A 24946-nucleotide genomic window follows, 5' to 3' on the forward strand; every position below is an offset into this window, starting at 1 on the left:
AGACGGGAAAACCGCGATTATAGACCCTAGCCCGGCCTCTATGCCGCAGGCTCGTCCTGGCACAGCGGCGTGATGCCCGGCAGCGCGCACTGGGCCACGGCGGTGCAGATGGCGTCGATGGCGGCCTTGCGCGTGAAACTCTTGCGCCACACCATGACCACGCGGCGCGAAGGCTCGGGCTGGTCGAAGGGGCGGAACTGCAGCATGCCGTCCTTGGCCGCCATGTCCGGCACCGAGGCGCGCGGCAGCACGGTCAGGCCGATGCCGCTGGCCACCATGTGGCGTATGGTCTCCAGCGAGGAACCCTCGAAGGTGCGCTGCATGCCGTTGCCGGGCGAGGCGTAGCGCGCCATCTCCGGGCACACTTCCAGCACCTGGTCGCGGAAGCAATGGCCATTGCCCAGCAGGAGCATGGTTTCGGTTTTCAAATCCTCGGCCGGGATGCTGTTGCGCGCGGCCCACGGATGCTGGCGCGGCATGGCCACCACGAAGGGCTCGTCGTACAGCGCCTGCAGCGCCATGCCGTGCTCGGGCAGCGGCAGCGCCATGATGGCCGCGTCCAGCTCGCCCTGGCGCAGCATCTCGAGCAGCTTGACGGTGAAGTTTTCCTGCAGGATGAGCGGCATCTGCGGCACATTGTCTATCATGGCCTTGACCAGCGGCGGCAGCAGGTAGGGGCCGATGGTGTAGATCACGCCCAGGCGCAGCGGGCCGGCCAGCGGGTCCTTGTTCTGCTTGGCGAGTTCCTTGATGGCGGCGGTCTGCTCCAGCACGCGCTCGGCCTGGGCCACGATTTGCGCGCCCAGCGGGGTGACGGAAATTTCGGCGCCGCCGCGTTCAAACAGCACGACACCGAGCTCGTCTTCAAGCTTTTTGATGGCAACCGAGAGCGTGGGCTGGGCGACGTAACAGGCTTCGGCGGCGTGGCCGAAGTGTTTCGCTCGCGCAACAGCAACGATGTATTTCAGTTCGGTCAGTGTCATAAATGTATTTGAACACAGGCAATGGCTGGGCGCAATGCCGGAATCGGGACGTTTGTCCAGCGCAAGAAAATACATTGTAGCGTATGGGGATGGCTATAATTGCCCGACCACCCCATCGCGAGGCAAGCATGTCATCCACATTTGGCCATGAAGAAGCGCAGGCCTACATCCACAAGCTGCTCAAGGTGATGCACCAGACTGGCGGCTCGGACCTGTTCATCTCCGCCGACTTCCCGCCCAGCATCAAGTCGCAGGGCGCGATGAAACCGCTCAGCCAGCAGCGCCTGACCGGCGAAGTCACGCGCGCGCTGGCCATGGCCATCATGAACGACAAGCAGCGCGCCGAATTCGCCGCCGAGATGGAATGCAATTTTGCCATCTCGCTGCCGGACGTGTGCCGCTTCCGCGTCAACGTGCTGATGCAGCAGCAGAACGTGGCCATGGTGATACGCACCATCGCCTCCGAGATTCCGAATTTTGAAAAGCTGGACCTGCCCGAGGTGCTGAAGGAGGTCATCATGACCAAGCGCGGGCTGGTGCTGGTGGTGGGCGGCACGGGCTCGGGCAAGTCGACCACGCTGGCGGCGATGATAGACTACCGCAACAGCAATTCGGCCGGCCACATCATCACGGTGGAAGACCCGGTGGAGTACGTGCACAAGAACAAGGGCTGCCTGGTGACGCACCGCGAAGTGGGCGTGGACACGCATTCCTGGCACAACGCGCTGAAGAACACGCTGCGCCAGGCGCCGGACGTGATTTTGATCGGCGAGATCCGCGACACCGAGACCATGGAACACGCCATCGCCTTCGCCGAGACCGGCCATTTGTGCCTGGGCACGCTGCACGCCAACAACGCCAACCAGACCATGGACCGCATCATCAACTTCTTCCCGGAGGAGCGGCGCAACCAGCTGCTGATGGACTTGTCGTCGAATCTGAAGGCCATCGTGTCGCAGCGGCTGGTGCGCACCGAGGACGGCAAGGGGCGCAAGGCGGCCATTGAAATACTGCTCAACACGCCGACGATTGCCGAGATGATCTTCAAGGGCAACTTCCACGCCATCAAGGAAATCATGGCCAAGTCGCGCGAGCTGGGCATGTGCACCTTCGACCAGGCCCTGTACGAGCTCTATAATAAGGGCTACATTGCCTACGAAGAAGCGCTGCGCAACGCCGACTCGGCCAACGGCCTGCGGCTGCAGATCAAGCTGCGCGGCGACCGCAAGGAGCCGGGCGAGGGCGGCGCCAGCCGGCCGGTTGGCGAGCTGAGCATGCAAATCGACGCGGAAGAAGAAGACGCCGAGCCCGGCCATTAACCTACGGATCCTATGCCCCAATTCGAAGAAAAAATCTGCAGCCGCGCCGAGCTGAGCGCGCGCGTGGCGGCCCTGCCCAAGCCGGTGGTGCTCACCAACGGCGTGTTCGACATCCTGCACCGCGGCCACGTCACCTATCTGGCGCAGGCGCGCGCGCTGGGCGGCTCGCTGGTGGTGGCGGCCAATACCGACGCGTCGGTGAAGCGGCTGGGCAAGGGCGACGACCGCCCGCTGAACGCCTGCGGCGACCGGATGGCGGTGCTGGCCGCGCTGGAATCGGTCAGCCTGGTGGTGCCGTTCGACGAAGACACGGCGCTGGAGGTGGTGCAGGAAGCGCGGCCCGAAATCTACGCCAAGGGCGGCGACTACGACATGGCGGCCATCCCGGAAGGCAAGGCCGTGATTGCCTACGGCGGCCAGGCGGTGGCGATCGACTTCGAGCACGACCGCTCCACCACCAAGCTGCTGGCCAAGGTGCGCACCTTCGGCGGCTGACCACCCCCCCAAGCAACCTGAGCCGCACCCACCCCCATTCGGGGTCAGACCCCGGGGCGGTTAATGCGGCTCAGGCCGCTTGTAGGATAGCAGGGAAAGCTATAGGAGTTTCCCTAGGCGGCGTAACAACCTCATCAGACTGCGGGGAGAGATGCGCAAGTGCTGGGCAATGGCGCGTATTGAATAGGCGGACGACAGATAGGCTCGCAATGCGGCTTCATCCGGGCTGGAGAATCGGGCAAAGAAGGCGTCGATGGGCGGCGTGGCGGTGGCCTGGGATGGGACTGCGGGTGCGCTGGGCTTGGCGCCTTTGCGGCGATGGCGCAAGGGATCGGGCAACCCTATTCCCTGTTCGACGAATTCGGTGTAGGCCTCGACATGCCGCTCGCGCGTGCCGTTGCCGAACTGGCTCAGTATCCAGTCGCCGTCCAGCCATGCCGGCAGGGGAACGTAGCCGAGCAGGGCCTGGTGGCTGCTCCATTTCCACGACGCCGCCGCCGACACCAGCTGCGCCCGCACCGGGTTGAGCACAACGTAGCGGGCCAGTTCCAGCAAGTACGCCTGGCGCTCGATCATTTCGGCGTTGTATCGGCATTGCGAAACATGGCCGAGATGCTTGTGCTTGCGGTTGAAATATTGGCAGTACTTGCCGTTCAGATAGCGGATCCCGGCCGCAATATTGCCCAGTGGTGTTTCCACCACCAAATGGTAATGATTCGGCATCTGGCAATAAGCGTGGATGACCAGCGTATAGCGCGCCGCCGCTTCGGCCAGCACGTCCAGCCAGACGCTGTAGTCAAATGCATCGACAAAGATGGGCATGCGGCGAACGCCGCGCGAAGTGACATGATAGATGGCGCCGCACGCCTGGGGCCGGAGTGGTCTGCTCATAGCAGCAATGTATGCTCCATCACCCAGCGATGCCTTGCGCTGCCGCAAGTTTGCGTCAATCAAGCTGAGCCGCATTTCCGCCAATTCGGGGTCTGACCCCGAAATGGGGGAAATGCGGCTCAGGCTGCCTGGGATTTAGGCGCCGCCGGCGTAGCCGTGCTGGCGCCAGGCTTCGAAGACGACCACGGCGACCGTGTTGGAGAGGTTGAGGCTGCGGTTGTCGGGGCGCATGGGGAGGCGGATGCGCTGGCTTTCGGGGAAGCGGTTGCGCAGCGCCGGGTCGAGGCCGCGCGTTTCGGAACCGAACACGAAGTAGTCGCCCGGCTGGAAGCGGCATTGCGCGAACGGCGACGAGCCGTGCGTGGTCATGGCGTACATGCGCGCAGGCTCGGGCTGCTCGCTGGCCAGGAAGTCATCCCAGCTTTTGTGCACCTGCATGTTGGCGTATTCGTGGTAGTCGAGCCCGGCCCGCTTCATTTTGCTGTCGTCCAGCGGGAAGCCGAGCGGTTCGATCAGGTGCAGCTGCACGCCGGTGTTGGCGCACAGCCGTATCACGTTGCCCGTGTTGGGCGGGATTTCGGGGCTGACTAGTACGACGTGGAACACTGCATTTCTCCTGTTACGTATGTATTGCTTTAACTTTAATGCGGCGGCGTGCGCGCAAACACCAGGCAGGTGATGCGCGCCGCGCCGTGCCGCTTGAGCGCGGCGGCCAGTTCGTCCAGTGTCTGGCCGCTGGTCATGACGTCATCGACGATGCCGATGTGGCGCCCTTCAACCAGCGCGCGGTCCGGCACCGCGAAGGCGTGCGCGATGTTGGCGCGCCGCTCGGACGGCTGCACCAGGCTTTGCGCCAACGTGTCGCGCGCCCGCTCGGCCAGCCGCGGCTGCACGGTGACGTCCAGCCGCCGCCCCAGCGCGCGGGCGATTTCCAGCGCCTGGTTGTAGCCGCGCGCGGCCAGCCGCTGCGGACCCAGTGGCACCGGGCACAGCACGGCGGGACGGATAAAGCCGGGCTGGCCCAGCGCGGCTTCGGCCAGCACCCGGCCGAACAGCGCGGCCAGCGCCAGGTGGCCGCCGAATTTGAGCTGCAGCACCAGCTGGTCCTGCGGCATGGCGTAGTCGGCGCCGGCCACCGTGGCGTCGAACGCGGGCGGATGCGACAGGCAGCGGCCGCACACCGCATCGCCGGCCCCACCGGCGCCCGGCAGCGGGTTGGCGCACACGCGGCAGCGCGCCCGCATGGCGCCGAATATCTGTGCATGGCAGGGCTGGCAGGTTTGCGTGCCGATGGCCGCGATTCCTCCGCACAGCACGCAGGCGCCCGGCAGCAGGGCGTGCCCGGCGCGCGCCAGCAGGGCGGGCAGCCATGACAGGGCGCCCGGCCGCGTGGCGGCGGGCCTGGATTGGGCGTTCGGCATCGCACTTTGCCTTAACCATGTAAACTGCGCCCATTATCTCACCCATCCGGTCATTACCATGCAAGTTCCCGCCAAGCCGCCTAAATTGAGCGCGCCCATCGATATCGAGCGCGTGCGCGCGCTGTTTTCCCGCCCGGAGCGCGTTGCGCCGTCCGATTTCCTGCGCCGCGAGGTTTCCTCGCGCATGCAGGACCGCCTGCAGCTGGTGAAGATCGTGCCGCAGCGGGTGCTCGATGCGGGCTGCGGCGAGGGGGCGGATCTACCCATGTTGCAAAAAATGTATGCCGCCGCCCAGATCCTGGGCGTGGATGCGTCCGAGGCCATGGCGCGCGCGGCCAGCGCCGCCAACGGCCCGGCGCCGCGCGGCGGCCTGAATCAGCTGATCAGCAGGCTGCTGCCGTCGAAGACCGGGGTGGACCTGGCCTGCGCCGATTTCGCCGAGCTGCCGCTGGCGCTGCACAGCATGGACCTGGTCTGGTCCAACCTGGCGCTGCACTGGCATCCGCAGCCGGACCGCGTGTTCGCCGAGTGGCGCCGCGTGCTGCGGGTGGAGGGCTTGCTGATGTTTTCCTGCTTCGGGCCGGATACCTTTTCCGAGCTGCGCACCGCCTTCGCCGACGTGGATCTGTTCCCGCACGCGCTGCCTTTCGTGGATATGCACGATTTCGGCGACCAGCTGGTGGAGGCGGGCTTTTCCACCCCGGTGCTGGACATGGAGAAGATCACCGTCACCTATGACACGCCCGAGGCCTTGCTGGCCGACGCCCGCGCCTGGGGCGGCAATCCGCTGGCTACGCGCCGCCGTGGCCTGCTGGGCCGCGCCGGCCATGCGGCCCTGCTGGCGGCCCTGGAGCGCCAGCGCCGCCCGGACGGCAAGCTGGGGCTGACCTTCGAGGTGTTGTACGGCCACGCGTTCCGCCCCGCGCCGCGCACCACCAGCCAGGGCGAGTCGATTATCCGCTTCGACCTGCCGCGCAAGCCCTCTAAATAGGCCGCTCTGGCCATAATACGGCTGCGCATATGTGGCAAATAAGGTCCAAGCACGCCGCTTTGGGCTTGCGTAACAGATAATTTCCTTGATGCCCCTAGGGGTGTTGACTATAATCCTTGACTAATTTTGCCATCATTTCGTCTTGTATAAGTATTACGGGTCGGGGGGTTTTAGGTGTTGTAGCGTACGGCGGCTATTCAGAACATCGGACGGCTGCCTTTAAAAATATTAATTATTTCTTGGGTGGTTGGGGAAAACATGAAACATGCAAAGCGATTTCAATCGTTGATGCTCGCGCTGTCGATGACAGCCGCCGCAGTCCCGTCCTGGGCGGCGGAGACGGCTGCAGCGGCTACTGAATACTCGAAGGCCACCGGCGGTACCGGCGGTCCCCTGGTCAACCAGCTGAACCTGCAGGCGCCCGCTACCGCCATCGCGGCGGACATCTACAGCCTGCACAACCTGATGATGATCATCTGCCTGGTGATCTTCGTCGCCGTGTTCGGCGTGATGTTCTACTCCATCCTCAAGCACCGCAAATCGCTGGGCCACAAATCGGCCTCCTTCCACGAGTCCACCGCGGTGGAAATCGCCTGGACCATCGTGCCTTTCCTGATCGTGATCGGCATGGCGCTGCCCGCCACCAAGACCGTGGTGGCCATGAAGGACACCTCCAACGCCGACATCACCATCAAGGCCACCGGCATGCAGTGGAAATGGGGCTATGACTACCTGAAGGGCGAGGGCGAGGGCATCACCTTCATCTCCAACCTGTCCACCCCGCGCTCGCAAGTGGGCTCGCCTGGCGTGGCGCCGACCGAAAAGCGCGGCGACACCTATCTGATGGAAGTCGACAACGAAGTGGTGGTGCCGGTCAATAAGAAGATCCGCATCGTCACCACCGCCAACGACGTGATCCACGCCTGGACCATCCCCGCCTTCGGCGTGAAGCAGGACGCCATCCCCGGCTTCGTGCGCGACACCTGGTTCAAGGCGCAGCACACCGGCGTCTATCGCGGCACCTGCGTGGAACTGTGTGGCAAGGACCATGCGTTCATGCCTATCGTGGTGCGCGTGGTCACCGCCGAGGAGTACACCGCCTGGGCCGACAAGAAGAAAAAGGAACTGGCCGCGCTGGCCGACGATCCAACCAAGACCTGGACCATCGATGAGCTGAAAACCAAGGGCGAGAAAGTGTACTCGGCCAACTGCGCGGTGTGCCACCAGGCCACCGGCAAGGGCGTACCGGGCGCGTTCGCCGCGCTGGACGGCTCGGCCGTCGTGAACGGCGAGAAGGCGGCGCAGATCCACGTGCTGCTGAACGGTCAGAAGTCGGGCAAGTTCCCTGCCGAAATGCCGGCATGGAAGCAGCTGTCGGACACCGACATTGCGGCTGTCATCACCTACACCCGCAACAGCTGGTCGAACAAGCCGGCCGAAAACATCGTTCAACCGGCCGAAGTCCTGGCTGCACGCAAGTAATTAGGAGCTGCACATTATGAGCACGACTGTCGATCACGCACACGCGCATGACCATGGCCACGACCACGGCCATGACCACGCCCACGACCACCCCACCGGTTTCCGCCGCTGGCTGTTCGCCACCAACCACAAGGATATCGGCACGCTGTACCTGTGGTTCTCCTTCACCATGCTGCTGTCCGGCGGCGTGCTGGCGCTGATGATACGCACCGAGCTGTTCCAGCCCGGCCTGCAGTTCTTCCAGCCTGAGTTCTTCAACCAGCTCACCACCATGCACGGCCTGGTGATGGTGTTCGGCGCCATCATGCCGGCCTTCGTGGGCTACGCCAACTGGATGATCCCGCTGCAGATCGGCGCATCCGACATGGCCTTTGCGCGCATGAACAACTTCTCGTTCTGGCTGCTGCCGCCTGCGGCGCTGCTGCTGGCCGGTTCCTTCTTCGTGCCGGGCGGCGCCACCGCCGCCGGCTGGACGCTGTACGCGCCGCTGTCGACCCAGATGGGACCCGGCATGGACATGGGCATTTTCGCCATGCACATCATGGGCGCGTCCTCGATCATGGGCTCGATCAACATCATCGTCACCATCCTGAACATGCGCGCTCCCGGCATGACGCTGATGAAGATGCCGATGTTCTGCTGGACCTGGCTGATCACCGCCTACCTGCTGATCGCCGTGATGCCGGTCCTGGCAGGCGCCATCACCATGACGCTGACCGACCGCCACTTCGGCACCTCGTTCTTCAACGCCGCCGGCGGCGGCGACCCGGTCATGTACCAGCACATATTCTGGTTCTTCGGCCACCCCGAGGTGTACATCATGATTCTGCCGGCTTTCGGCATCGTCTCGCAGATCATCCCGGCCTTCGCCCGCAAGACCCTGTTCGGCTACCATTCGATGGTGTACGCCACCGCGTCCATCGCCATCCTGTCCTTCATCGTCTGGGCGCACCACATGTTCACCACCGGCATGCCGGTGACCTCGCAGCTGTTCTTCATGTACGCCACCATGCTGATCGCGGTGCCGACCGGCGTGAAAGTGTTCAACTGGATCGCCACCATGTGGAAGGGTTCGATGACCTTTGAAACCCCGATGCTGTTCGCCGTGGGCTTCATCTTCGTGTTCACCATCGGCGGCTTCACCGGCCTGATCCTGGCCGTGACCCCGATCGACATCCAGCTGCAGGACACCTACTACGTGGTGGCGCACTTCCACTACGTGCTGGTTGCGGGCTCGCTGTTCGCGCTGTTCGCCGGCTTCTACTACTGGGGTCCGAAGTGGACCGGCCATATGTACAACGAGACCATGGGCAAGACCCACTTCTGGCTGTCGCTGGTCACGTTCAACATCACCTTCTTCCCGATGCACTTCCTGGGCCTGGCCGGCATGCCGCGCCGCTATGCGGACTACGCCGCGCAGTTCACCGACTTCAACGCGATTGCCACCATCGGCGCCTTTGGTTTCGGCCTGAGCCAGGTGTTCTTCCTGTTCTTCGTGGTGCTGCCGACCATCCGCGGCGGCAAGCCCGCTGGCGACAAGCCATGGGACGGCGCTGAAGGCCTGGAGTGGACCGTGCCGTCGCCGGCGCCGTTCCACACCTTCGAAACGCCGCCGCAGGTGAAATAATCATGGCCGATCCTCGCGGCAACAAGAAGCAGAGCAATCTGAGGCTGGCGCTGATACTGGGCTCGATCGCCCTGGTGTTCTTCGTGTCCGTGTTCGTCAAGCGCAGCTGGCTGGGCTGAGGTGAACATGGGCAGCGTCAAGGCCGAGAACCTGCGCATGCTGCGCAAGCTGATCGTCATCGCGGTGATGATGTTCGGCTTCGGCTACCTGCTGATCCCGGTGTACAAGCATATTTGCGAAGTACTCGGGATTAATATGCTCACGCAGAAGGACGGCACGGTGGCGCTGGACCCGAAGAACACGCAAGTGGACAACAGCCGCCTGGTGACGGTGGAGCTGGACAGCAATGCGCATGGCCCGTGGCGTTTCCGCGCCACGCAGCGCAGCATCCAGGTCCATCCGGGCGAGCTGGCCACGGTGGTGTACGAAGTGGTCAACACGCAGCCGCGCACGGTGAACGCGCAAGCGATACCGAGCTATGCGCCCAACAGCGTGACGCCGTACTTCAAGAAAGTGGAGTGCTTCTGCTTCAAGCAGCAGACCATGAAGGCGAACGAGGCGCGGCAGATGCCGGTGGTGTTCTTTATCGACCCGGCGCTGCCGAAGGACGTGAAGACCATCACGCTGTCGTACACCTTCTTCGAGATTGCAGGGCTGGCCTCCAATTAAGGGGTGGCAAAGATGGAAGAGAAGAAGCAAACAGCTTCTTTCATGTATTCGATGAAAGCGGTGATCTGGTCGTTTTTCGGCCTGCGCAGGAAGAAAGATTTTGACCAGGACGGGGCCAGGCTGAATCCCTTCCACGTCATCATCGCGGCCTTGATAGGCGTCGCGCTGTTCATCGGCTTGCTGATAACAATAGTGAAGTTCGTAGTTTCACAGTAATTTTAGGAGATGAAGATGAGTTCACATAACGCGGCACCGTACTACTTCGTGCCTGGTCCTTCGCGCTGGCCTATGCTGGCCGGCATTTCCCTGCTCATCACCATGATAGGCGCGTCGGCCTGGGTCAACGACGCCTCCTGGGGTTCCACCGTCAACATCGTCGGCATCCTGTGCACGCTGACGGTGCTGTACTTCTGGTTCGGCGACGCCATCAAGGAATCCGAGGGCGGCTTGTACAGCAAGCGCATCGACCATTCCTACCGCTGGTCCATGGGCTGGTTCATCTTCTCGGAGGTGATGTTCTTCGGCGCCTTCTTCGGCGCGCTGTTCTACGCCCGCGCCATCACCCTGCCTTGGCTGGGTGACCTGGACCATAAATTCATCTGGCCGGACTTCGCCGCGCAGTGGGGCAATACCCCGGCCGGCGTGGTGGAGTCGTTCACCGCCATGGGTCCGTTCCCCATCCCGACCATCAACACCGCGCTGCTGCTGCTGTCCGGCCTGACCCTGACCATCGCCCACCACGCGCTGATCGCGGGCAAGCGCGGCAAGACCGTGGGCTGGCTGGCCGCCACCGTGGCGCTGGGCGCCGTGTTCATGTGCTTCCAGGTGTACGAGTACATGCACGCGTACAGCGAACTGAATCTGAAGCTGACCTCGGGCATCTACGGTTCCACCTTCTTCCTGCTGACCGGCTTCCACGGCTTCCACGTGACCATGGGCGCCATCATGCTGGCGGTGGTGATGTTCCGCGTCATGAAGGGCCACTTCACGCCTGAGCACCACTTCGGCTTCGAAGGCGCGGCCTGGTACTGGCACTTCGTGGACGTGGTGTGGCTGGGCCTGTACATCGTCGTCTACTGGTTGTAAGCGCTATAATCTGCGGCGACCCTGTTCGCCGCAATGAAAAAAAGCCGTGCGCAGGTGCATCCCGCGCGCGGCTTTTTTCTTGGCGGCGTGGCGGGTTACGCGCTTTGCGCTAACCCGCCCTACGTTCCGGCAGCGAGACCGTAGGGCGGGTTAGGCGCAGCCGTAACCCGCCAACGCTAGCGGATGCCGGTAGGCTGGATGTAGCCCAGTTTGTTGGCCACCAGGATAATGATGAACAGCGCGATCGAGAAGCCCACGCGCATGGCCAGCGAGCGCACCATGCGCTGGTCGTTCTTGCCCTTTTGGCGCATCATGTAGTACAAGGCCGAACCGAGGCTGGCTAGGATCAGAATGAAGGCAATCGCAACAAGGATTTTCATGGAATTGGCAGCGCCGCAGGTCGGAATAGAGGCACCATTGTAATGGCCTTCCGCTTCAAATGGGTGCCCTTTGCGGCCACCGTGCTGGTGGTGGCGCTGGGCGTTTCGCTGGGCCAGTGGCAGGGCCGCCGCGCGGCCGAGGCCAGCGCCGCCGACGCGCGCCTGCAGGCGGGCCAGGCCGGCGCGCCGCTGATGCTGGGCGCCGCCGCCGTGCCGGAGGCCGAGGCGGCCGGAATGGAATACCGCCGCGTGCGCGTGACCGGCCGGTTTGTGGCCGGCTGGCCGCTCTACCTGGACAACCGCCCGTCCGCCAAAGGCGTGGGCTTCTACCTGCTGATGCCCTTCCGTATCGCCGGCTCGGACCAGCACGTGCTGGTGGCGCGCGGCTGGCTGCCGCGCAATATGGCGGTGCGCGAGCAGCTGCCGCCCTACGGCACGCCGGCCGGGGAGGTGACGCTGGAGGGCGTGGCGCGCCTGCATCCCGGCCATGTGATGCAGCTGGGGACGGCGCCCGCGCTCAAGCCCGGCGCCATCGTGCAGAACGCCACGGCGGCCGGGGTGGCCGAAGCCAGCGGCTTGCGCATGCAGCCTTTTATCATCGAACAAACCGCGCCCGCCGGTGCGGAGGACAGCGGCCTGTCGCATGACTGGCCGGCGCCCGCTTCGCGCGTGGACAAGCATCGCGGCTATGCCTTCCAGTGGTACGCCCTGGCAGCCATGGCCGCTCTCTTTTTCGTCGTAACAGGATATAGACGTGGAAAACAAAACTGAACCGGGCCAGCCGCAGCGCAGCCGCGGACGCTGGAAGCTGATGGCGGTGCTGGCCGTGTGCGCGGCGCCGCTGATTGCGTCCTACATCACCTACTACTTCATCAAGCCCGAAGGCCGCACCAATTACGGCGCGCTGATCGACCCGCGCCAGTATCCCATACCGGCCATGGCCAGCGCCACGCTGGACGGCAAGCCTGCCGGGCTGGATGCCTACAAGGGCAAGTGGATCATGCTGAAGGTGGGCGGCTCGGACTGCCAGCAGGCCTGCCAGGACCAGCTGTTCGCCATGCGCCAGCTGCGCACCATGCAGGGCAAGGAGATGGAGCGCATCGAGCGCGTGTGGCTGATCACCGACGACCAGCCGCTGGAGACCATACTGCTGCGCGTGAACGACGGCACCCGCATGCTGCGCGCACCGGCCGAGGCGGTGACCAAATGGCTGCCGGTGGAGCAGGGCGGCCAGGCCGCCGAGCATATCTACCTGATCGACCCGCTGGGCAATTTGATGATGCGCTTCCCGAAACAGCCCGACCCGAGCAAGGTGAAGAAGGACATCGCCAAGCTGCTCAAGGCTTCGGCCATCGGCTGAGGGGACCTTATGCATCACACCACGCTGGCCCAGATGGCCGTCACAGGACTGCTGGTGGCGCTGCTGCCGCTGTCTATGGTCTGGGTGTCGTCGGACGAGAACAAATACCGCAAGCTGGTCTGGATCAGCGTGTTCCTGACCTTCGACCTGATCGTGTTCGGCGCCTTCACGCGCCTGACCGACTCGGGCCTGGGCTGCCCGGACTGGCCGGGCTGCTACGGCCTGGCCAATCCCTTCCTGGCGCATGCCGACATCGCCGCCGCCGAGGCCTTGCAGCCCAGCGGCCCGGTCACGCTGTTCAAGGCCTGGGTGGAGATGATCCACCGCTACCTGGCCATGGGCATCGGCGTGCTGATCGTGGCCATGATGGCGGTGGCGCTGATCCAGTCGCGCAAGGCGGGCAAGCTGGCCGCGCAGGCCGGCGCCGATATCGCCGCCGCCGTCGCCGCAGCCGGCATGCGCCGCGCCTACGCGCCGGCCTTGCCGGTGGTGCTGTTCTTCTTTGTCTGCCTGCAGGGCGCGTTCGGCGCGTGGACCGTCACGCTCAAGCTGCAGCCGGTGATCGTCACCATCCACCTGCTGCTGGGCATGGGGCTGTTGTCCATGCTGGTGTGGTTCGGCTGCCGCCAGGACACGGTGCACCAGTCGCTGCTGCCCGCCGCTGAACAGCAGCAGCGGCGCCAGCGCCGCTACCTGGCGTCGGCCCCGCTGCCGGTGCTGCGCACCATACGCTGGCTGGCGCTGGCCTCCGGCCTGGCGCTGCTGATCCAGCTGGCGCTGGGCGGGTGGGTGAGCACTAACTACGCCACGCTGGCCTGCACCGAATTCCCGCTGTGCGCGGGCAAGGTGGTGCCCGAGATGGACTTCGAGCACGGCTTCCACCTGTGGCGCGAACTGGGCAAGACGGCCGCCGGCCACTACCTGCCTTTCTCCGCGCTGACCGCCATCCACTGGGTGCACCGCAACTTCGCCTTCGTGGTCGTGCTGCTGGCCGGCTACACGGCCTGGCGCGCGTGGAATATGGCCGGAATGGCAAGGCTGGCGCGCGGCATCGCCGCCGTGCTGGCGCTGCAGACGGCCAGCGGCCTGGCCACCATTTATTTCAGCTTCCCCCTGGCGATCGCCGTGCTGCATAACGCCGGAGCGGCGCTGCTGGTGCTTTTGCTGACCATGTTAAACTATCGGGCTAAGCACCAACACGACACGGCCCAGCAAGGCGCTGCGCCAGCCAGACACCACCAATGACGACCCAGACCGCCCTACATAAACAGACCAACCGCATTGCCCAGTACTGGGCGCTGACCAAGCCGCGCGTAACGCAGCTGGCGGTGTTCTGCGCCGTCATCGGCATGTTCCTCGCCACCGACGAGCTGCCCAGCTGGCGCGTGGTGGTGGCCGCCACCTTCGGCATCTGGCTGCTGGCCGGCGCCGCCTTCGCCGTCAACTGCCTGGCCGAGCGCGAGATCGACGCGCGCATGGCGCGCACCGCGCGCCGACCCATGGCGCAGGGCGAGATCACGGTGGCGCAGACCGCCGTGTTCTCCACCGTGATCGGTGGCCTGGGCATGTGGATACTGTACGCGCTGGTCAACCCGCTGACCATGTGGCTGACCTTCGTCACCTTCGTTGGCTACGCCGTCATCTACACCATGATCTTGAAGCCGGCCACGCCGCAGAACATCGTCATCGGCGGCCTGTCCGGCGCCATGCCGCCCGCGCTGGGCTGGGCCGCCGTGGCCAACGACGTGCCGATGCAGGCGTGGCTGCTGGTCATGATCATCTTCATCTGGACCCCGCCGCACTTCTGGGCGCTGGCCATGTACCGCCGCGACGACTACGCCAAGTCCGGCCTGCCCATGCTGCCCGTCACGCACGGCATGACCTTCACCGGCTTCCACGTCTGGCTGTACTCCATCGCCCTGGCCGCCACCACCTTGCTGCCCTTCGCAGTCAAGATGAGCGGCCTGATTTACCTGGTCAGCGCGGTGGCGTTGAACGTGGTGTTCCTGTGGCATAGCTGGCGCGTGCACCGCCATTACACTGACCTGGTGGCGCGCAAGGCGTTCACCTGGTCCATCATCTATCTGTCCCTGCTGTTCGCCGCGCTGCTGGTGGACCATTACGTGAAGATTTGAGCATGAAAAAAATCCTGGCAGTACTGTGCATGGCGCTCGCATTGGGCGCCTGCCAGAAGCAGGCCCCCGGTTCCGGCCTGGCCTTCAAGAACACCGACCTGACCGGCCTGAGCTACGCCCAGGGCTTCTCGCTGAACGACCACACCGGCAAGCCGGTCACGCTGGAGAGCTACAAGGGCAAGGCGGTGGTGATCTTCTTCGGCTACACCCAATGCCCGGACGTGTGCCCGACCACCATGGCCGAGATGGCCGGCGTCATGAAGGAACTCGGTCCGCTGGCCGACCAGGTGCAGGTGCTGTTCATCACCCTGGACCCGGCGCGCGACACCAAGGAGCTGCTGGCCCAGTACGCGCCCACTTTTGATCCGCGCTTCATTGGCCTGTACGGCACGCCCGAGCAGACCGCGCAGGTGGCCAAGGAGTTCAAGGTCATCTACAACAAGGTGGAAGGCAAAACGCCGGACAGCTACACCATCGACCACACGGCGGGCAGCTATGTATTCGACAAGAACGGCAAGATCCGCCTGTTCCTGCGCCATGGCCAAGGCCCCGCGCCCATTGCGCACGACCTGAAACTGCTGCTTTCCTGATAAGCTAGCCCCCGATACAACATTTGGGGGCACGATGGAAAAACGTTTTCAACCTTACACCCGCCTGGCTGCGATCATCTTCCTGGTGATCGGCTGCCTGGCGGTGCTGCGTCCCTTCCTGGCTGCGATCCTGTTCGCCGCCGCCATCGCCATCTCCAGCTGGCCCCTGTACCAGATGCTGCTGACGCGCTGCCGCCAGCGCCATACGCTGTCGGCCGCCGTCATGACGCTGACGCTGATACTCATCATTATCCTCCCGCTGGCCGTGGTCACCTGGAACATCGCCGACAGTGCGCGTGAAGTATATGAACACCTGCGCGTGGCGATAGACGAAGGCACCGTAACGCCGCCGTCCTGGCTGCGCGACATCCCCATGGTGGGCGAGGCGGCGGACGCCTATGTGCGCAAGATTATCGGCAGCCGCGAGGAGCTGGTGGCGCTGGCCAAGCGCTATATGGAGCCGGCGCGCCACTTCCTGCTGGGCAGCGGCGTGGTGCTGGGCAGCGGCGTGGCGCAGGTGAGCCTGGCCGCCTTCGTTTGCTTCTTCCTGTACCGCGACGGCGCCGCCATCCTGGGCGCGCTGCGCGTGGGCATGGACAAGATCATGGGCGAGCACGCGCCCGAGGTAGCGGACACCGTCAGCCGCACCGTGCGCGGCGTGATGTACGGCCTGCTCGGCACCGCGCTGGCGCAGGCGGCGGTGGCCTGCATCGGCTTCCTGATCGCCGGCGTGCCTGCGGTGGCGCTGTTGTCGGTGGCCACCTTCCTGTTTTCGCTGGTGCCGGTCGGCCCGCCGCTGATCTGGGGCGGCGCCGTGGTCTGGCTGTTCAACCAGGGCAGCACCGGCTGGGCCGTGTTCATGCTGGTGTGGGGCGTATTCGTCATCAGCGGCGTGGACAACGTGGTCAAGCCCATGATCATCAGCCGCGGCTCCAGCCTGCCGTTCCTGCTGGTGCTGCTGGGCGTCATGGGCGGCGTGCTGGCCTTCGGCTTCGTGGGCCTGTTCATCGGTCCGACGCTGCTGGCGGTGGCGCTGGGGCTGCTGCGCAACTGGACCGGCAAGACGCTCTGAGGCGCGGCTGGATCCGCAGTCCGACAGACTGTTAAATCACGTTTTATACTGGCGCTGTTTTGGAGACAGGGAGGCGGTATGAAAGGCGTGGTATTCACTGAATTCATGGAGCTGGTCGAGGCCCGCATGGGGCTCGATATGCTGGACCGCATCATCATCGAAGCCAATCTGCCCAACGACGGCGCCTACACCTCGGTCGGCACCTACGACCACGCGGAGCTGGTGCGGCTGGTGGTGGCGCTGTCCAATGCCAGCGGCCTGGCCATTCCGGCGCTGATCCACCTGTTCGGCCAGCACCTGTTCCAGCGCTTCTCGGTCGGCTACCCGGCGCTGTTCGCCGACGCCAGCAACACCTACGACTTCCTGAGCCGCATCGACGACGTGATCCACGTCGAAGTGCGCAAGCTCTATCCGGACGCCGAGCTGCCCAAGCTGCCCTGCGAGCGTCCGGCGCCGGGCGAACTGGTGCTCATGTACAGCTCCCCGCGCGGCTTTGCCGACCTGGCGGCGGGCCTGATCGACGGCTGCATTGCCCACTTCAAGGAAACCATCAGCGTCACCCGCACCGATCTGCCGATGGAGGGCAATCTGCACCGCACCCGCTTCCACCTGGTGTCCGCGCCGGCCGCAGGGGCGTGATGCAGCCGCCGGATGCACCCGTCAGCACGGTCGCCTCGCGCAGCCTGCTGCGCGAACGCGCCGCGCGCAAGGAGGCGGAATCGCTGCTGGAGCAGAAAAGCCGCGAGCTGTACGACATCAACCAGAACCTGCGCCAGCTCAATAGCCATATCGAAGAAAGCGAAGCGCGCTACCGCTCGCTGGTGGAGCTGATACCGGACGCCATCTGGATCCACACCGGCGGCAAGATCGTCTTCCTGAACCCGGCCGCGCAGCGCCTGTTCGGCGCCGCCTCGGCCGGCAGCCTGCTCGGCACGGACGCCGACGCGCGCGTGCCCGCCGAGTTCCATGCGCAGCTGGCAGAAGGCACGTATAACGACATCTCGCTGGCCCAGCAGCAGCCGCGCAGCGCCTTGCAGCTGCTGAGGCTGGATGGCGCGCTGGTGGACGTGGAGTACTTCGGCTGCCGCCTGTGGTTCAACAACGCCGACTCGGTGATGAGCGTGGCGCACGACGTGACCGAACGCCGCCAGCAGGAGAAGGCCATCGAGCACCAGGCCACACACGACCAGCTGACCGGCCTGCCCAACCGGGCGCTGTTCCTGGACCGCCTGGCGCACGCCATCCGCCGCGCAGAGCGGCGCAAGGAGCGCCTGGCCGTGGTGTTCCTGGACCTGGACAAGTTCAAGCAGGTCAACGACACGCTGGGCCACGCCGTGGGCGACGAGCTGCTGCGCGTGGTGGCCTCCACCTTGCGCCACAGCGTGCGCGACTTCGACACCGTGGCCCGCCTGGGCGGCGACGAGTTCGTGCTGCTGCTCGACAGTCCGCTGGGCGAGACCACGCCGGGCATGATCGCCGAGCGTATCGGCGAGCACCTGGCGCGGCCGGTGCTGCTGGCCGGGCAGGAACACGTCATCACCGGCAGCATGGGCCTGAGCCTGTACCCGAACGACGGCGACCAGGCCGAGAACCTGCTGCGCCAGGCCGACATCGCCATGTACCGCGCCAAGCAGGCCGGCCGCAACGGCTTCCAGTTCTTCACCCAGGAAATGCAGCAGCGCCTGGACGCGCGCGTGACGCTGGAGCAGGGCCTGATGCGCGCCCTGCAGCGCGACGAATTCGTGCTGCACTACCAGCCGCAGGTGGACCTGGCCAGCGGCAAGGTGATCGGCCTGGAAGCGCTGCTGCGCTGGCAGTCGCCCGAGCTGGGCCTGGTGCCGCCGATGCAGTTCATTCCGGTGGCAGAGGAAAGCAATCTGATCACCGCCATCGGCGGCTGGGTGCTGGACAAGGCCTGCGCCACGCTGCGCGCCTGGCTGGACGCCGGCGTGCCGGTGGTGCCGGTGGCGGTGAACGTGGCCGCCAGCCAGTTCGCGCACCAGAACATGGAAACCGTGCTGCGCGACGCGCTGGCGCGCTACAGCCTGGAGCCGGGCCTGATCGAATTCGAACTCACCGAGAGCCTGTCCATGGTGGACCCGGAAGCGTCGATCGCGCTGATGCACCGCCTGAAGGCGATCGGCATCACCATGTCGATCGACGACTTCGGCACCGGCTATTCCAACCTGAGTTATCTGAAGCGCTTCCCGGTCGACAAGCTGAAGATAGACCAGTCCTTCACGCGCGGCATGGCCAGCGATCCGGAGGACCGCTCCATCGTGACGGCGGTGATACGGCTGGCGCACAGCCTGGGCTTGCGCGCCATCGCCGAGGGCGTGGAGACGGAGGGCCAGATGCAGCTGCTGGCGCGCCACGGCTGCGACGAAATCCAGGGCTATTATTTCAGCCGTCCGCTGGCCGAGCCGGGCATCGTGGCCATGCTGCGCAGCGGCGCCATGCTGGAGGTGCCGCTGACCGGGCAGCGCAAGCCGGAGCTGCGCCGCACGGTGCTGCTGGTGGACCATGAGCCGCGCACGCAGGCGCATTTCCGCCGCCTGCTCGACAGCACGCCCTACGAGCTGCTGTCGGCGCTGAAAATGGAGGATGCCTACGAGGTGCTGGCCAGCCGCGAGGTGGGGGTGGTGCTGTCGGGACGGGGGCCGGAAGGGCGCAGCGGGGTGGACTTCTTCGAGCGCATCAAGCGCCTGTATCCGGCGGCGGTGCGGGTGCTGCTGACGCGCGAGGCGGAGGGCGGCGACAGCGCCGCCGGACTGGCGGACGCCATCAATCTGGGCGCGGTCTACAAATTCATCGCCGCGCCGGACGACGACGCCCACGTGCTCGAGACCCTGGCCAGCGCCTTCGAGCAGTACGAGCGCCAGGCCGGGGCGGCTTCCTAGAACCGTGTGATCAGTCCTGGTCGTCGGACTCGCTGTGGCGGGCCTGGCGCGGGATCACCTTCACCAGCAGGATGCGCGGGCCGTTCATCTTCTTGACGACGATGTCGAAGCCGTTGAACTCCACGCGCTGGCCCTGTTTCGGAATGTCGCCCAGTTTCAGCATCACCATGCCGCCCACGGACTCGATGTCCTCCAGGCCCATCTCCTCGTTCTCGATGTCCAGGCCCAGTGCGCGCTCCAGCGACACGATGGGCAGGCTGGCCTTGCCGACCAGGGCGCCGTCCGGCTGCTTGAGCCAGTCGTTCTCGTTGAGGCGGAACTCGTCGTGGATCTCGCCCACCATGGCGCCCAGCAGATTGTCCAGCGTGAGGAAGCCCACCGGGCGCTTGCCTTTTTCGCCGATCAGCGCGAAGTGCGGCGCACCGTCCTTGAAGCGGCGGAACAGCTCCAGCGCAGGGGTGCGCGCCGAGTAGGTCTCGACCGGGCGCAGGAAGGGGGCCATCGACGTGATCTGCTTGCCGGACTGCTCGGCGAAGAACAGGTCTTTCAGGTGCACCATACCGAGCACGGTCTCGCCGTCCTCGTCGTAATACGGGTAGCGGCTGAAGCGGTTGCGCACCACGGTTTGCAGATTGTCGTCCATGGACTTGGCCGCGTGCAGCGCGATCACTTCGTGGATGGGACGCATCAGGTCCGACACCGACAGCTGGCTGAAGTCCAGCGAGTGGGCCAGGATGTTGCGCTCGTCCTTGTTGAATTTTTCGCCGGGCTGGCTGGTGCGCAGGATCAGCTTCAGTTCATCGGTGGAATAGTGCGAGTCGCCGTGGCCGCCGGAACCGGCCAGGCCGGCCAGGCGCAGCACCATATTGGCGCTGGCGTTGAGCACCCAGATGGCCGGGTACATGGCCCAGTAGAAGGCGTACAGCGGAATGGCGCTCCACAGTCCCACCGCTTCTGGCAGGCGGATGGCCAGCGATTTCGGCGCCAGTTCGCCCACCACGATGTGCAGGAAGGAGATGGTGACGAAGGCGAAGACAAAGGAAATGCCGTGGATCAGCTGCGGGGAGGTGACGCCGAAGGCGCCGAACACAGGTTCCAGCAGCGAGGCGAAAGCCGGTTCGCCGACCCAGCCCAGGCCCAGCGATGCGAGGGTGATACCCAGCTGGCAGGCCGACAAATACGCATCGAGTTCACCGTGGACCTTGGCCAGGATGCGGCCGCGCAGGCCCTGCGTTTTGGCGATGGCGCGCACGCGGGTGCGGCGCAAAGTGACGATGCCGAATTCGGCGGCAACAAAGAATCCGTTCAGCGCGACCAGGAAAAGCGCCAACAGAACCAGCAATAGATTAGCCATATAAATCGCTTGCGCGACCGTAGTTGAAACCTACATCTTATCCGACCCGGGCGATCCGGGCGCAAAATTGCCCGGCGCCGGGGTGGCTGGGAGGTGGGATGGCGCGGCCGGACGGTCAGATATCGCTGCTGAACGCGCCCGTGTGCAGCGCCTCCAGGATGGCCTCCACCGCCGGGTGCTTGATCTTGCGTTCGTTGGAAATGGCGTAGAACTGCTCCTTCAGTTCGGGCGCGTCGCCCACGTGCACGGCGCCGAACTGCTCCTGGATATCGTGCGCCAGCACCGAGGGCGCGAAGAACAGGCCCATGCCGTTGCGGCCGAAAGTGTTGAGCATGGCGTTGTCCTCGAATTCCCCCACCACGTCCGGCCGCGCGCCGTGCTGCACGAACCAGGCGTCGATGCGGCCGCGCAGCGCGTTGTTGCGGGTGGGGAGCAGCAACGGCGCGCCGTTCAGGCTGTGCGGGAAGCCGCGCCGGTACTTGACCGCCAGCTTGCGCGCGCCGAACAGCTGCATGCCGCTTTCCAGCAGCAGGTGGCTGAACACGCGCAGGCTGGGCGTGGCGCGCACGGCGCGGTCTGTCAGCACCACGTCCAGCTTGTTCAGCGCCAGATCGGCCAGCAGGGAATCGAATTCGTTCTCCATGCAGATCAGCTTGACCTTGCGGCTCAGGTGCTGGGTGGTCTCCAGCAGGCGGTAGGCCACCAGCTTGGGCAGCGAGTCCGAGATGCCCACCGCCAGCCGCACGCGGCCCGCGTCCACGTCCGTCAGCGCCTGCTGCAGCTGGTCTTCCAGCTGGAAGATCTGGTCCGCATAGTCGAGCGCCACGCGGCCGGCCTCGGTGGGCACCAGACGGCGGCCCTGCTGCGTGAGCAAGGCCGTGCCGAGCTGCTGGTCGAGCTGCGCCAGCTGGGTGCTGACGGTCTGCACCGCCAGGCCGAGGCGCTCGGCGGCGCGCGTGACGCTGCCTTCCTTGGCCACGTTCCAGAAGAAAAATAGATGCCGGAAGTTAATGCCTGCGGTTTTCATGGTTCTGCTTTTCCGAAGTAATCCTTCGATTATCTTCTATTTTTTAATGCAAGGGAATTCTCTACACTCCATGACATTCATCAATAAGAAAGGAAATACAGATGAAACACTTCAGAGTGTCATTCATAGTCTCCTTCATCTGCCTGGCAATCGCCGGCTGGTGGGGCTACACACATACGGGCTGGGGCGGCGCGCTCACGGCACTGGGCATCGCCACCATCCTGGCGGTGATGGAAGTATCGCTGTCTTTCGACAACGCGGTGGTGAACGCCTCCGTGCTGAAGACCTGGGACGCGTTCTGGAAAAAGCTGTTCCTGGGCGTGGGCATCATCATCGCCGTGTTCGGCATGCGCTTGCTGTTCCCGCTGGTGATCGTGGCGGTGGCCGCCGACATCAGCATGGCCGAGGTGTGGACGCTGGCGCTGAACGACCCGAAAGCGTATTCCACCCACCTGACCAACCACCACGCTGAAGTGGCGGCATTCGGCGGCGCCTTCCTGCTGCTGGTGTTCCTGAACTTCCTGCTGGATAAGGACAAGGAAACCCACTGGCTGGGCAACGTGGAGAAGAAACTGGGCTCGCTGGGCAAGATGTCCTCGGTATCCGTCATGGTGACCATAGGCGCGCTGCTGGCCTGCCTGGGCATGGTGGAAGAAGGCCAGAAGCTGATCGTGCTGATCGCCGGCCTGTGGGGCGTGCTGATCTACGTGGCGGTTGACGGCTTGAGCAGCCTGCTCGAATCGGAAGAAGAGGGCAGCAACGTGGGCGACATGGTCAAGCGCGGCGGTATCGGCGGCTTCCTGTACCTGGAAGTGCTGGATGCATCGTTCAGCTTCGACGGCGTGATCGGCGCGTTCGCCATCACCAACGACGTGGTCATCATCATGCTGGGCCTGGCCATCGGCGCGATGTTCGTGCGCTCCATGACCATCTTCCTGGTCGAGAAGGGCACGCTGGACGAATTCGTCTACCTGGAGCACGGCGCGCACTACGCCATCGGCATCCTGGCGGTGATCATGCTGGCGAGTATCAAGTTCCACATTCCCGAGATCTTCACGGGTCTGATCGGTGTGGCTTTCATCGGCGCCTCCATCTGGTCGTCGGTACGCCACCGCAAACAGCAGGAAGCGCTCGGCGTCACCGCCTGAGCGATGTAAAGAAAACGCGGCGCGCCCATAGAACACCGGCCCGCCGCGCATGCAGCAAGGTGTTCAACTACTTTTAGGAGTCACAAATCATGGCAATCAGTCTGCAAAAAGGCGGTAACGTTAATCTGAGCAAAGAAGCTCCGGGCCTGTCCAAGATGATCGTAGGCTTGGGCTGGGATATCCGCAACACGGACGGCGCGGCGTTCGACATCGACAGCTCCGCCTTCCTGTTGAAGGTCGACGGCAAGGTGCGCGCCGACAATGACTTCATCTTCTACAACAACCTGAAGTCGAGCGACGGCTCGGTGGCCCACTCGGGCGACAACCGCACCGGCGCGGGCGACGGCGACGACGAAACCGTCACTGTCGACCTGTCGAAAGTGCCGGCCGAAGTGGACCGCATCGCCGTCTGCGTCACCATCCACGAAGCCGACGCCCGCCGCCAGAACTTCGGCCAGGTGCAGAAGGCCTTCGTGCGCTGCGTGAACGCGGCCGGCAACACCGAGATCGCCCGCTTCGACCTGTCCGAAGACGGCTCCACCGAGACCTCGCTGGTGTTCGGCGAGATCTACCGCAACGGCGGCGATTGGAAGTTCCGCGCCGTAGGCCAGGGCTACAAAGGCGGCCTGGGCGCGCTGGCTTCGTCCTTCGGCGTCGCGGTGTAAGCATGCCGGTCTTCACCGTTACAGGGGATGTCGATCCCTTCCTGCACGTCTCGCTGCGGCAGGGCGAAAAGATCTACTGCGAGTCCGGCGCCATGGTGATGATGGAATCGGCGCTGGAGCTGAAGGGCAAGATCACAGGCGGTATCGGCAGCGCCATCATGCGCACCTTTGCCAACGGTGAATCGTTCTTCCAGCAGCACATCGAAGCGGTGCGCGGCAACGGCGATTGCCTGCTGTCGCCAACGCTGCCCGGCGCGATGCAGGTGGTGGACGTCGGTCCGCGCCAGTACATGATCAGCGACGGCGCCTTCGTGGCGGCCACCTCCGGCGTGGAGCTGAAGGTGCGCACGCAAAGCCTGGGCAATGCGCTGTTTGCGCAGAGCGGCGGCTTCTTCATCACGGAGACGCAGGGCAGCGGCCAGCTGGCGGTATCGGGCTTCGGTTCGATCTCGCAGCTGGAAGTGGAGCCGGGCAAGGACGTGACGATCGATAACTCGCACGTGGTGTGCTGGGACAGTTCGCTGCGCTACGAGATGTCGGTGGCGACCTCGCAAAGCGGCGGTTTCCTGAGCAATCTGGTGAACAGCCAGACCAGCGGCGAGGGCATGGTCCTGCGCTTCTCGGGCCAGGGCAAGATTTTGGTGTGTTCGCGCAGCCGCCAGGGCTTCCTGGGCTGGGTGCGCGGTACCGGACAATAAAACTAGGAGTTAGCTATGTCAGTCAATTTGGAAAAAGGCCAGAAGATCTCTCTGGACAAGGAAGCCGGCAGCGCGTTGTCGCGCGTGGTGATGGGCCTGGGCTGGGACGCTGTCAAGAGCAAGGGCTTCTTCGGCTTCGGCGGCGGCAGCGCGGAAGTGGACCTGGACGCCTCGTGCATCCTGTTCGACACCGACAACCGCCCGCTGGACGTGGTCTGGTTCCGCCAGCTGAAGAGCAAGGACGGCAGCATCTCGCACAGCGGCGACAACCGCACCGGCGCCGGCGACGGCGACGACGAGCAGGTCAACGTCTCGCTGGGCAGCGTGCCGGCCAATGTGAAAAGCATCGTCTTCACGGTGAACAGCTTCACCGGCCAGAACTTCTCGCAAGTGCAGAACGCCTACTGCCGCCTGCTCAACGCGGCCGACGGCAAGGAAGTGGCGCGCTTCAACTTGTCGGTGCAGGGCAGCCACTCGGCGCAGATCATGGCCAAGCTGTACCGCCACAACGGCGAATGGAAGATGCACGCCATCGGCGAAAACGGCACCGGCCGCACCTTCGACGACCTGATGCCGCAGATCGCGCAGCACCTGTAAGAGCAAGTGTAGTACCGGGCGCCCCGAGGGCCGGTCCGAAGGGCGCCCACCCCGAC

Annotated in this window: 28 protein-coding genes; 21 read left to right on the forward strand and 7 right to left on the reverse strand. The window is 64.7% G+C overall.

Annotation, left to right across the window (positions count from 1 at the left end; all coding sequences use genetic code 11):
- Window positions 1-38: 38 nt before the first annotated feature.
- Window positions 39-983, reverse strand: coding sequence for a hydrogen peroxide-inducible genes activator (locus tag KT882_RS06740; protein WP_161071627.1), 945 nt, complete (start codon window positions 981-983; stop codon window positions 39-41).
- A gap of 128 nt (window positions 984-1111) precedes the next feature.
- On the opposite strand from KT882_RS06740, the gene KT882_RS06745 reads away from it, so the two are divergent.
- Together KT882_RS06745 and KT882_RS06750 are read left to right on the forward strand one after the other, a co-directional pair.
- A complete protein-coding gene (locus KT882_RS06745) occupies window positions 1112-2302 on the forward strand; it encodes a PilT/PilU family type 4a pilus ATPase (RefSeq protein WP_267478642.1) in 1191 nt (396 codons plus the stop codon).
- Between the two features lie 12 nt (window positions 2303-2314).
- Complete coding sequence (locus KT882_RS06750; protein ID WP_161071625.1) at window positions 2315-2797, forward strand: adenylyltransferase/cytidyltransferase family protein; 483 nt, start codon at window positions 2315-2317, stop codon at window positions 2795-2797.
- A gap of 99 nt (window positions 2798-2896) precedes the next feature.
- Here the strand turns inward: KT882_RS06750 and KT882_RS06755 are convergent, their stop codons facing one another.
- Genes KT882_RS06755 through KT882_RS06765 form a run of 3 tightly spaced genes read right to left on the reverse strand, consistent with a single transcriptional unit; the run spans window position 2897 to window position 5109 of the window.
- Window positions 2897-3763 (reverse strand): transposase, encoded by an 867-nt coding sequence (locus KT882_RS06755; protein ID WP_321170331.1) that lies wholly within the window; start codon window positions 3761-3763, stop codon window positions 2897-2899.
- A 60-nt stretch (window positions 3764-3823) separates the two neighbouring features.
- Window positions 3824-4294 carry a tRNA (uridine(34)/cytosine(34)/5-carboxymethylaminomethyluridine(34)-2'-O)-methyltransferase TrmL gene (gene trmL, locus KT882_RS06760; RefSeq protein WP_161071623.1) on the reverse strand — a complete coding sequence of 157 codons (471 nt, stop codon included), beginning with the start codon at window positions 4292-4294 and terminating at the stop codon, window positions 3824-3826.
- A 35-nt stretch (window positions 4295-4329) separates the two neighbouring features.
- Window positions 4330-5109 carry a ComF family protein gene (locus KT882_RS06765; protein WP_161071622.1) on the reverse strand — a complete coding sequence of 260 codons (780 nt, stop codon included), beginning with the start codon at window positions 5107-5109 and terminating at the stop codon, window positions 4330-4332.
- Window positions 5110-5167: 58 nt separating this feature from the next.
- Between KT882_RS06765 and KT882_RS06770 the strand changes: the two genes are divergently transcribed.
- The 7 genes from KT882_RS06770 (at window position 5168) to KT882_RS06800 (ending at window position 10964) form a co-directional block, all read left to right on the forward strand.
- A complete protein-coding gene (locus KT882_RS06770; RefSeq protein ID WP_228895048.1) occupies window positions 5168-6100 on the forward strand; it encodes a methyltransferase domain-containing protein in 933 nt (310 codons plus the stop codon).
- A gap of 258 nt (window positions 6101-6358) precedes the next feature.
- Window positions 6359-7582: a cytochrome c oxidase subunit II gene (gene coxB / locus KT882_RS06775; RefSeq protein WP_161071620.1), complete on the forward strand. Its 1224-nt coding sequence runs from the start codon at window positions 6359-6361 to the stop codon at window positions 7580-7582.
- A 16-nt stretch (window positions 7583-7598) separates the two neighbouring features.
- Complete coding sequence (gene ctaD / locus KT882_RS06780; RefSeq protein ID WP_161071619.1) at window positions 7599-9209, forward strand: cytochrome c oxidase subunit I; 1611 nt, start codon at window positions 7599-7601, stop codon at window positions 9207-9209.
- A 2-nt stretch (window positions 9210-9211) separates the two neighbouring features.
- Window positions 9212-9328, forward strand: a complete 117-nt coding sequence (locus KT882_RS06785) for a cytochrome oxidase small assembly protein (RefSeq protein ID WP_223149313.1) — start codon at window positions 9212-9214, stop codon at window positions 9326-9328.
- Window positions 9329-9335: 7 nt separating this feature from the next.
- A complete protein-coding gene (locus tag KT882_RS06790; protein ID WP_161071618.1) occupies window positions 9336-9878 on the forward strand; it encodes a cytochrome c oxidase assembly protein in 543 nt (180 codons plus the stop codon).
- Between the two features lie 12 nt (window positions 9879-9890).
- Window positions 9891-10094 (forward strand): DUF2970 domain-containing protein, encoded by a 204-nt coding sequence (locus tag KT882_RS06795; RefSeq protein ID WP_056398627.1) that lies wholly within the window; start codon window positions 9891-9893, stop codon window positions 10092-10094.
- 9 nt (window positions 10095-10103) lie between these two features.
- Window positions 10104-10964 (forward strand): cytochrome c oxidase subunit 3, encoded by an 861-nt coding sequence (locus KT882_RS06800; protein ID WP_371869338.1) that lies wholly within the window; start codon window positions 10104-10106, stop codon window positions 10962-10964.
- 176 nt (window positions 10965-11140) lie between these two features.
- Here the strand turns inward: KT882_RS06800 and KT882_RS06805 are convergent, their stop codons facing one another.
- Window positions 11141-11344, reverse strand: coding sequence for a twin transmembrane helix small protein (locus KT882_RS06805; RefSeq protein ID WP_161071616.1), 204 nt, complete (start codon window positions 11342-11344; stop codon window positions 11141-11143).
- Between the two features lie 36 nt (window positions 11345-11380).
- On the opposite strand from KT882_RS06805, the gene KT882_RS06810 reads away from it, so the two are divergent.
- The 8 genes from KT882_RS06810 (at window position 11381) to KT882_RS06845 (ending at window position 19401) form a co-directional block, all read left to right on the forward strand.
- Window positions 11381-12115 (forward strand): SURF1 family protein, encoded by a 735-nt coding sequence (locus tag KT882_RS06810; RefSeq protein WP_161071738.1) that lies wholly within the window; start codon window positions 11381-11383, stop codon window positions 12113-12115.
- A 40-nt stretch (window positions 12116-12155) separates the two neighbouring features.
- The gene (locus KT882_RS06815; protein ID WP_161071737.1) at window positions 12156-12704 is read left to right on the forward strand and encodes an SCO family protein; all 549 of its coding nucleotides are present in this window, start codon (window positions 12156-12158) and stop codon (window positions 12702-12704) included.
- Between the two features lie 9 nt (window positions 12705-12713).
- On the forward strand, window positions 12714-13949 hold the full coding sequence (locus tag KT882_RS06820) for a COX15/CtaA family protein (RefSeq protein ID WP_228895049.1): 1236 nt from the start codon (window positions 12714-12716) through the stop codon (window positions 13947-13949).
- Window positions 13946-14839 carry a heme o synthase gene (cyoE, locus tag KT882_RS06825; protein ID WP_161071615.1) on the forward strand — a complete coding sequence of 298 codons (894 nt, stop codon included), beginning with the start codon at window positions 13946-13948 and terminating at the stop codon, window positions 14837-14839. Before KT882_RS06820 ends, cyoE begins: the two co-directional genes overlap by 4 nt.
- Before the next feature lie 2 nt (window positions 14840-14841).
- Entirely contained in the window at window positions 14842-15429 is a 588-nt protein-coding gene (locus KT882_RS06830) for an SCO family protein (RefSeq protein ID WP_161071614.1), read from the forward strand.
- A gap of 34 nt (window positions 15430-15463) precedes the next feature.
- Complete coding sequence (locus tag KT882_RS06835) at window positions 15464-16501, forward strand: AI-2E family transporter (RefSeq protein WP_228895051.1); 1038 nt, start codon at window positions 15464-15466, stop codon at window positions 16499-16501.
- Window positions 16502-16579: 78 nt separating this feature from the next.
- On the forward strand, window positions 16580-17140 hold the full coding sequence (locus tag KT882_RS06840) for a heme NO-binding domain-containing protein (protein WP_228895054.1): 561 nt from the start codon (window positions 16580-16582) through the stop codon (window positions 17138-17140).
- On the forward strand, window positions 17140-19401 hold the full coding sequence (locus tag KT882_RS06845) for an EAL domain-containing protein (protein WP_228895055.1): 2262 nt from the start codon (window positions 17140-17142) through the stop codon (window positions 19399-19401). The genes KT882_RS06840 and KT882_RS06845 overlap by 1 nt, the downstream gene beginning before the upstream one ends.
- 10 nt (window positions 19402-19411) lie before the next feature.
- Here KT882_RS06845 and KT882_RS06850 read toward each other — a convergent pair whose 3' ends face one another.
- The gene (locus tag KT882_RS06850) at window positions 19412-20755 is read right to left on the reverse strand and encodes a hemolysin family protein (protein ID WP_161071610.1); all 1344 of its coding nucleotides are present in this window, start codon (window positions 20753-20755) and stop codon (window positions 19412-19414) included.
- A 115-nt stretch (window positions 20756-20870) separates the two neighbouring features.
- Complete coding sequence (gene nhaR / locus KT882_RS06855; RefSeq protein WP_161071609.1) at window positions 20871-21782, reverse strand: transcriptional activator NhaR; 912 nt, start codon at window positions 21780-21782, stop codon at window positions 20871-20873.
- Between the two features lie 101 nt (window positions 21783-21883).
- Between nhaR and KT882_RS06860 the strand changes: the two genes are divergently transcribed.
- From KT882_RS06860 to KT882_RS06875, 4 genes are all read left to right on the forward strand, one after another.
- Window positions 21884-22930, forward strand: coding sequence for a DUF475 domain-containing protein (locus KT882_RS06860; protein WP_161071608.1), 1047 nt, complete (start codon window positions 21884-21886; stop codon window positions 22928-22930).
- 89 nt (window positions 22931-23019) lie between these two features.
- On the forward strand, window positions 23020-23595 hold the full coding sequence (locus KT882_RS06865) for a TerD family protein (protein WP_161071607.1): 576 nt from the start codon (window positions 23020-23022) through the stop codon (window positions 23593-23595).
- 2 nt (window positions 23596-23597) lie between these two features.
- Complete coding sequence (locus KT882_RS06870) at window positions 23598-24293, forward strand: TIGR00266 family protein (RefSeq protein WP_056398695.1); 696 nt, start codon at window positions 23598-23600, stop codon at window positions 24291-24293.
- A 15-nt stretch (window positions 24294-24308) separates the two neighbouring features.
- Window positions 24309-24890, forward strand: a complete 582-nt coding sequence (locus KT882_RS06875; RefSeq protein ID WP_161071606.1) for a TerD family protein — start codon at window positions 24309-24311, stop codon at window positions 24888-24890.
- Window positions 24891-24946 lie beyond the last annotated feature (56 nt).

This window comes from Pseudoduganella aquatica, from assembly GCF_020865585.1.
Lineage (GTDB): Bacteria > Pseudomonadota > Gammaproteobacteria > Burkholderiales > Burkholderiaceae_D > Rugamonas > Rugamonas aquatica_A.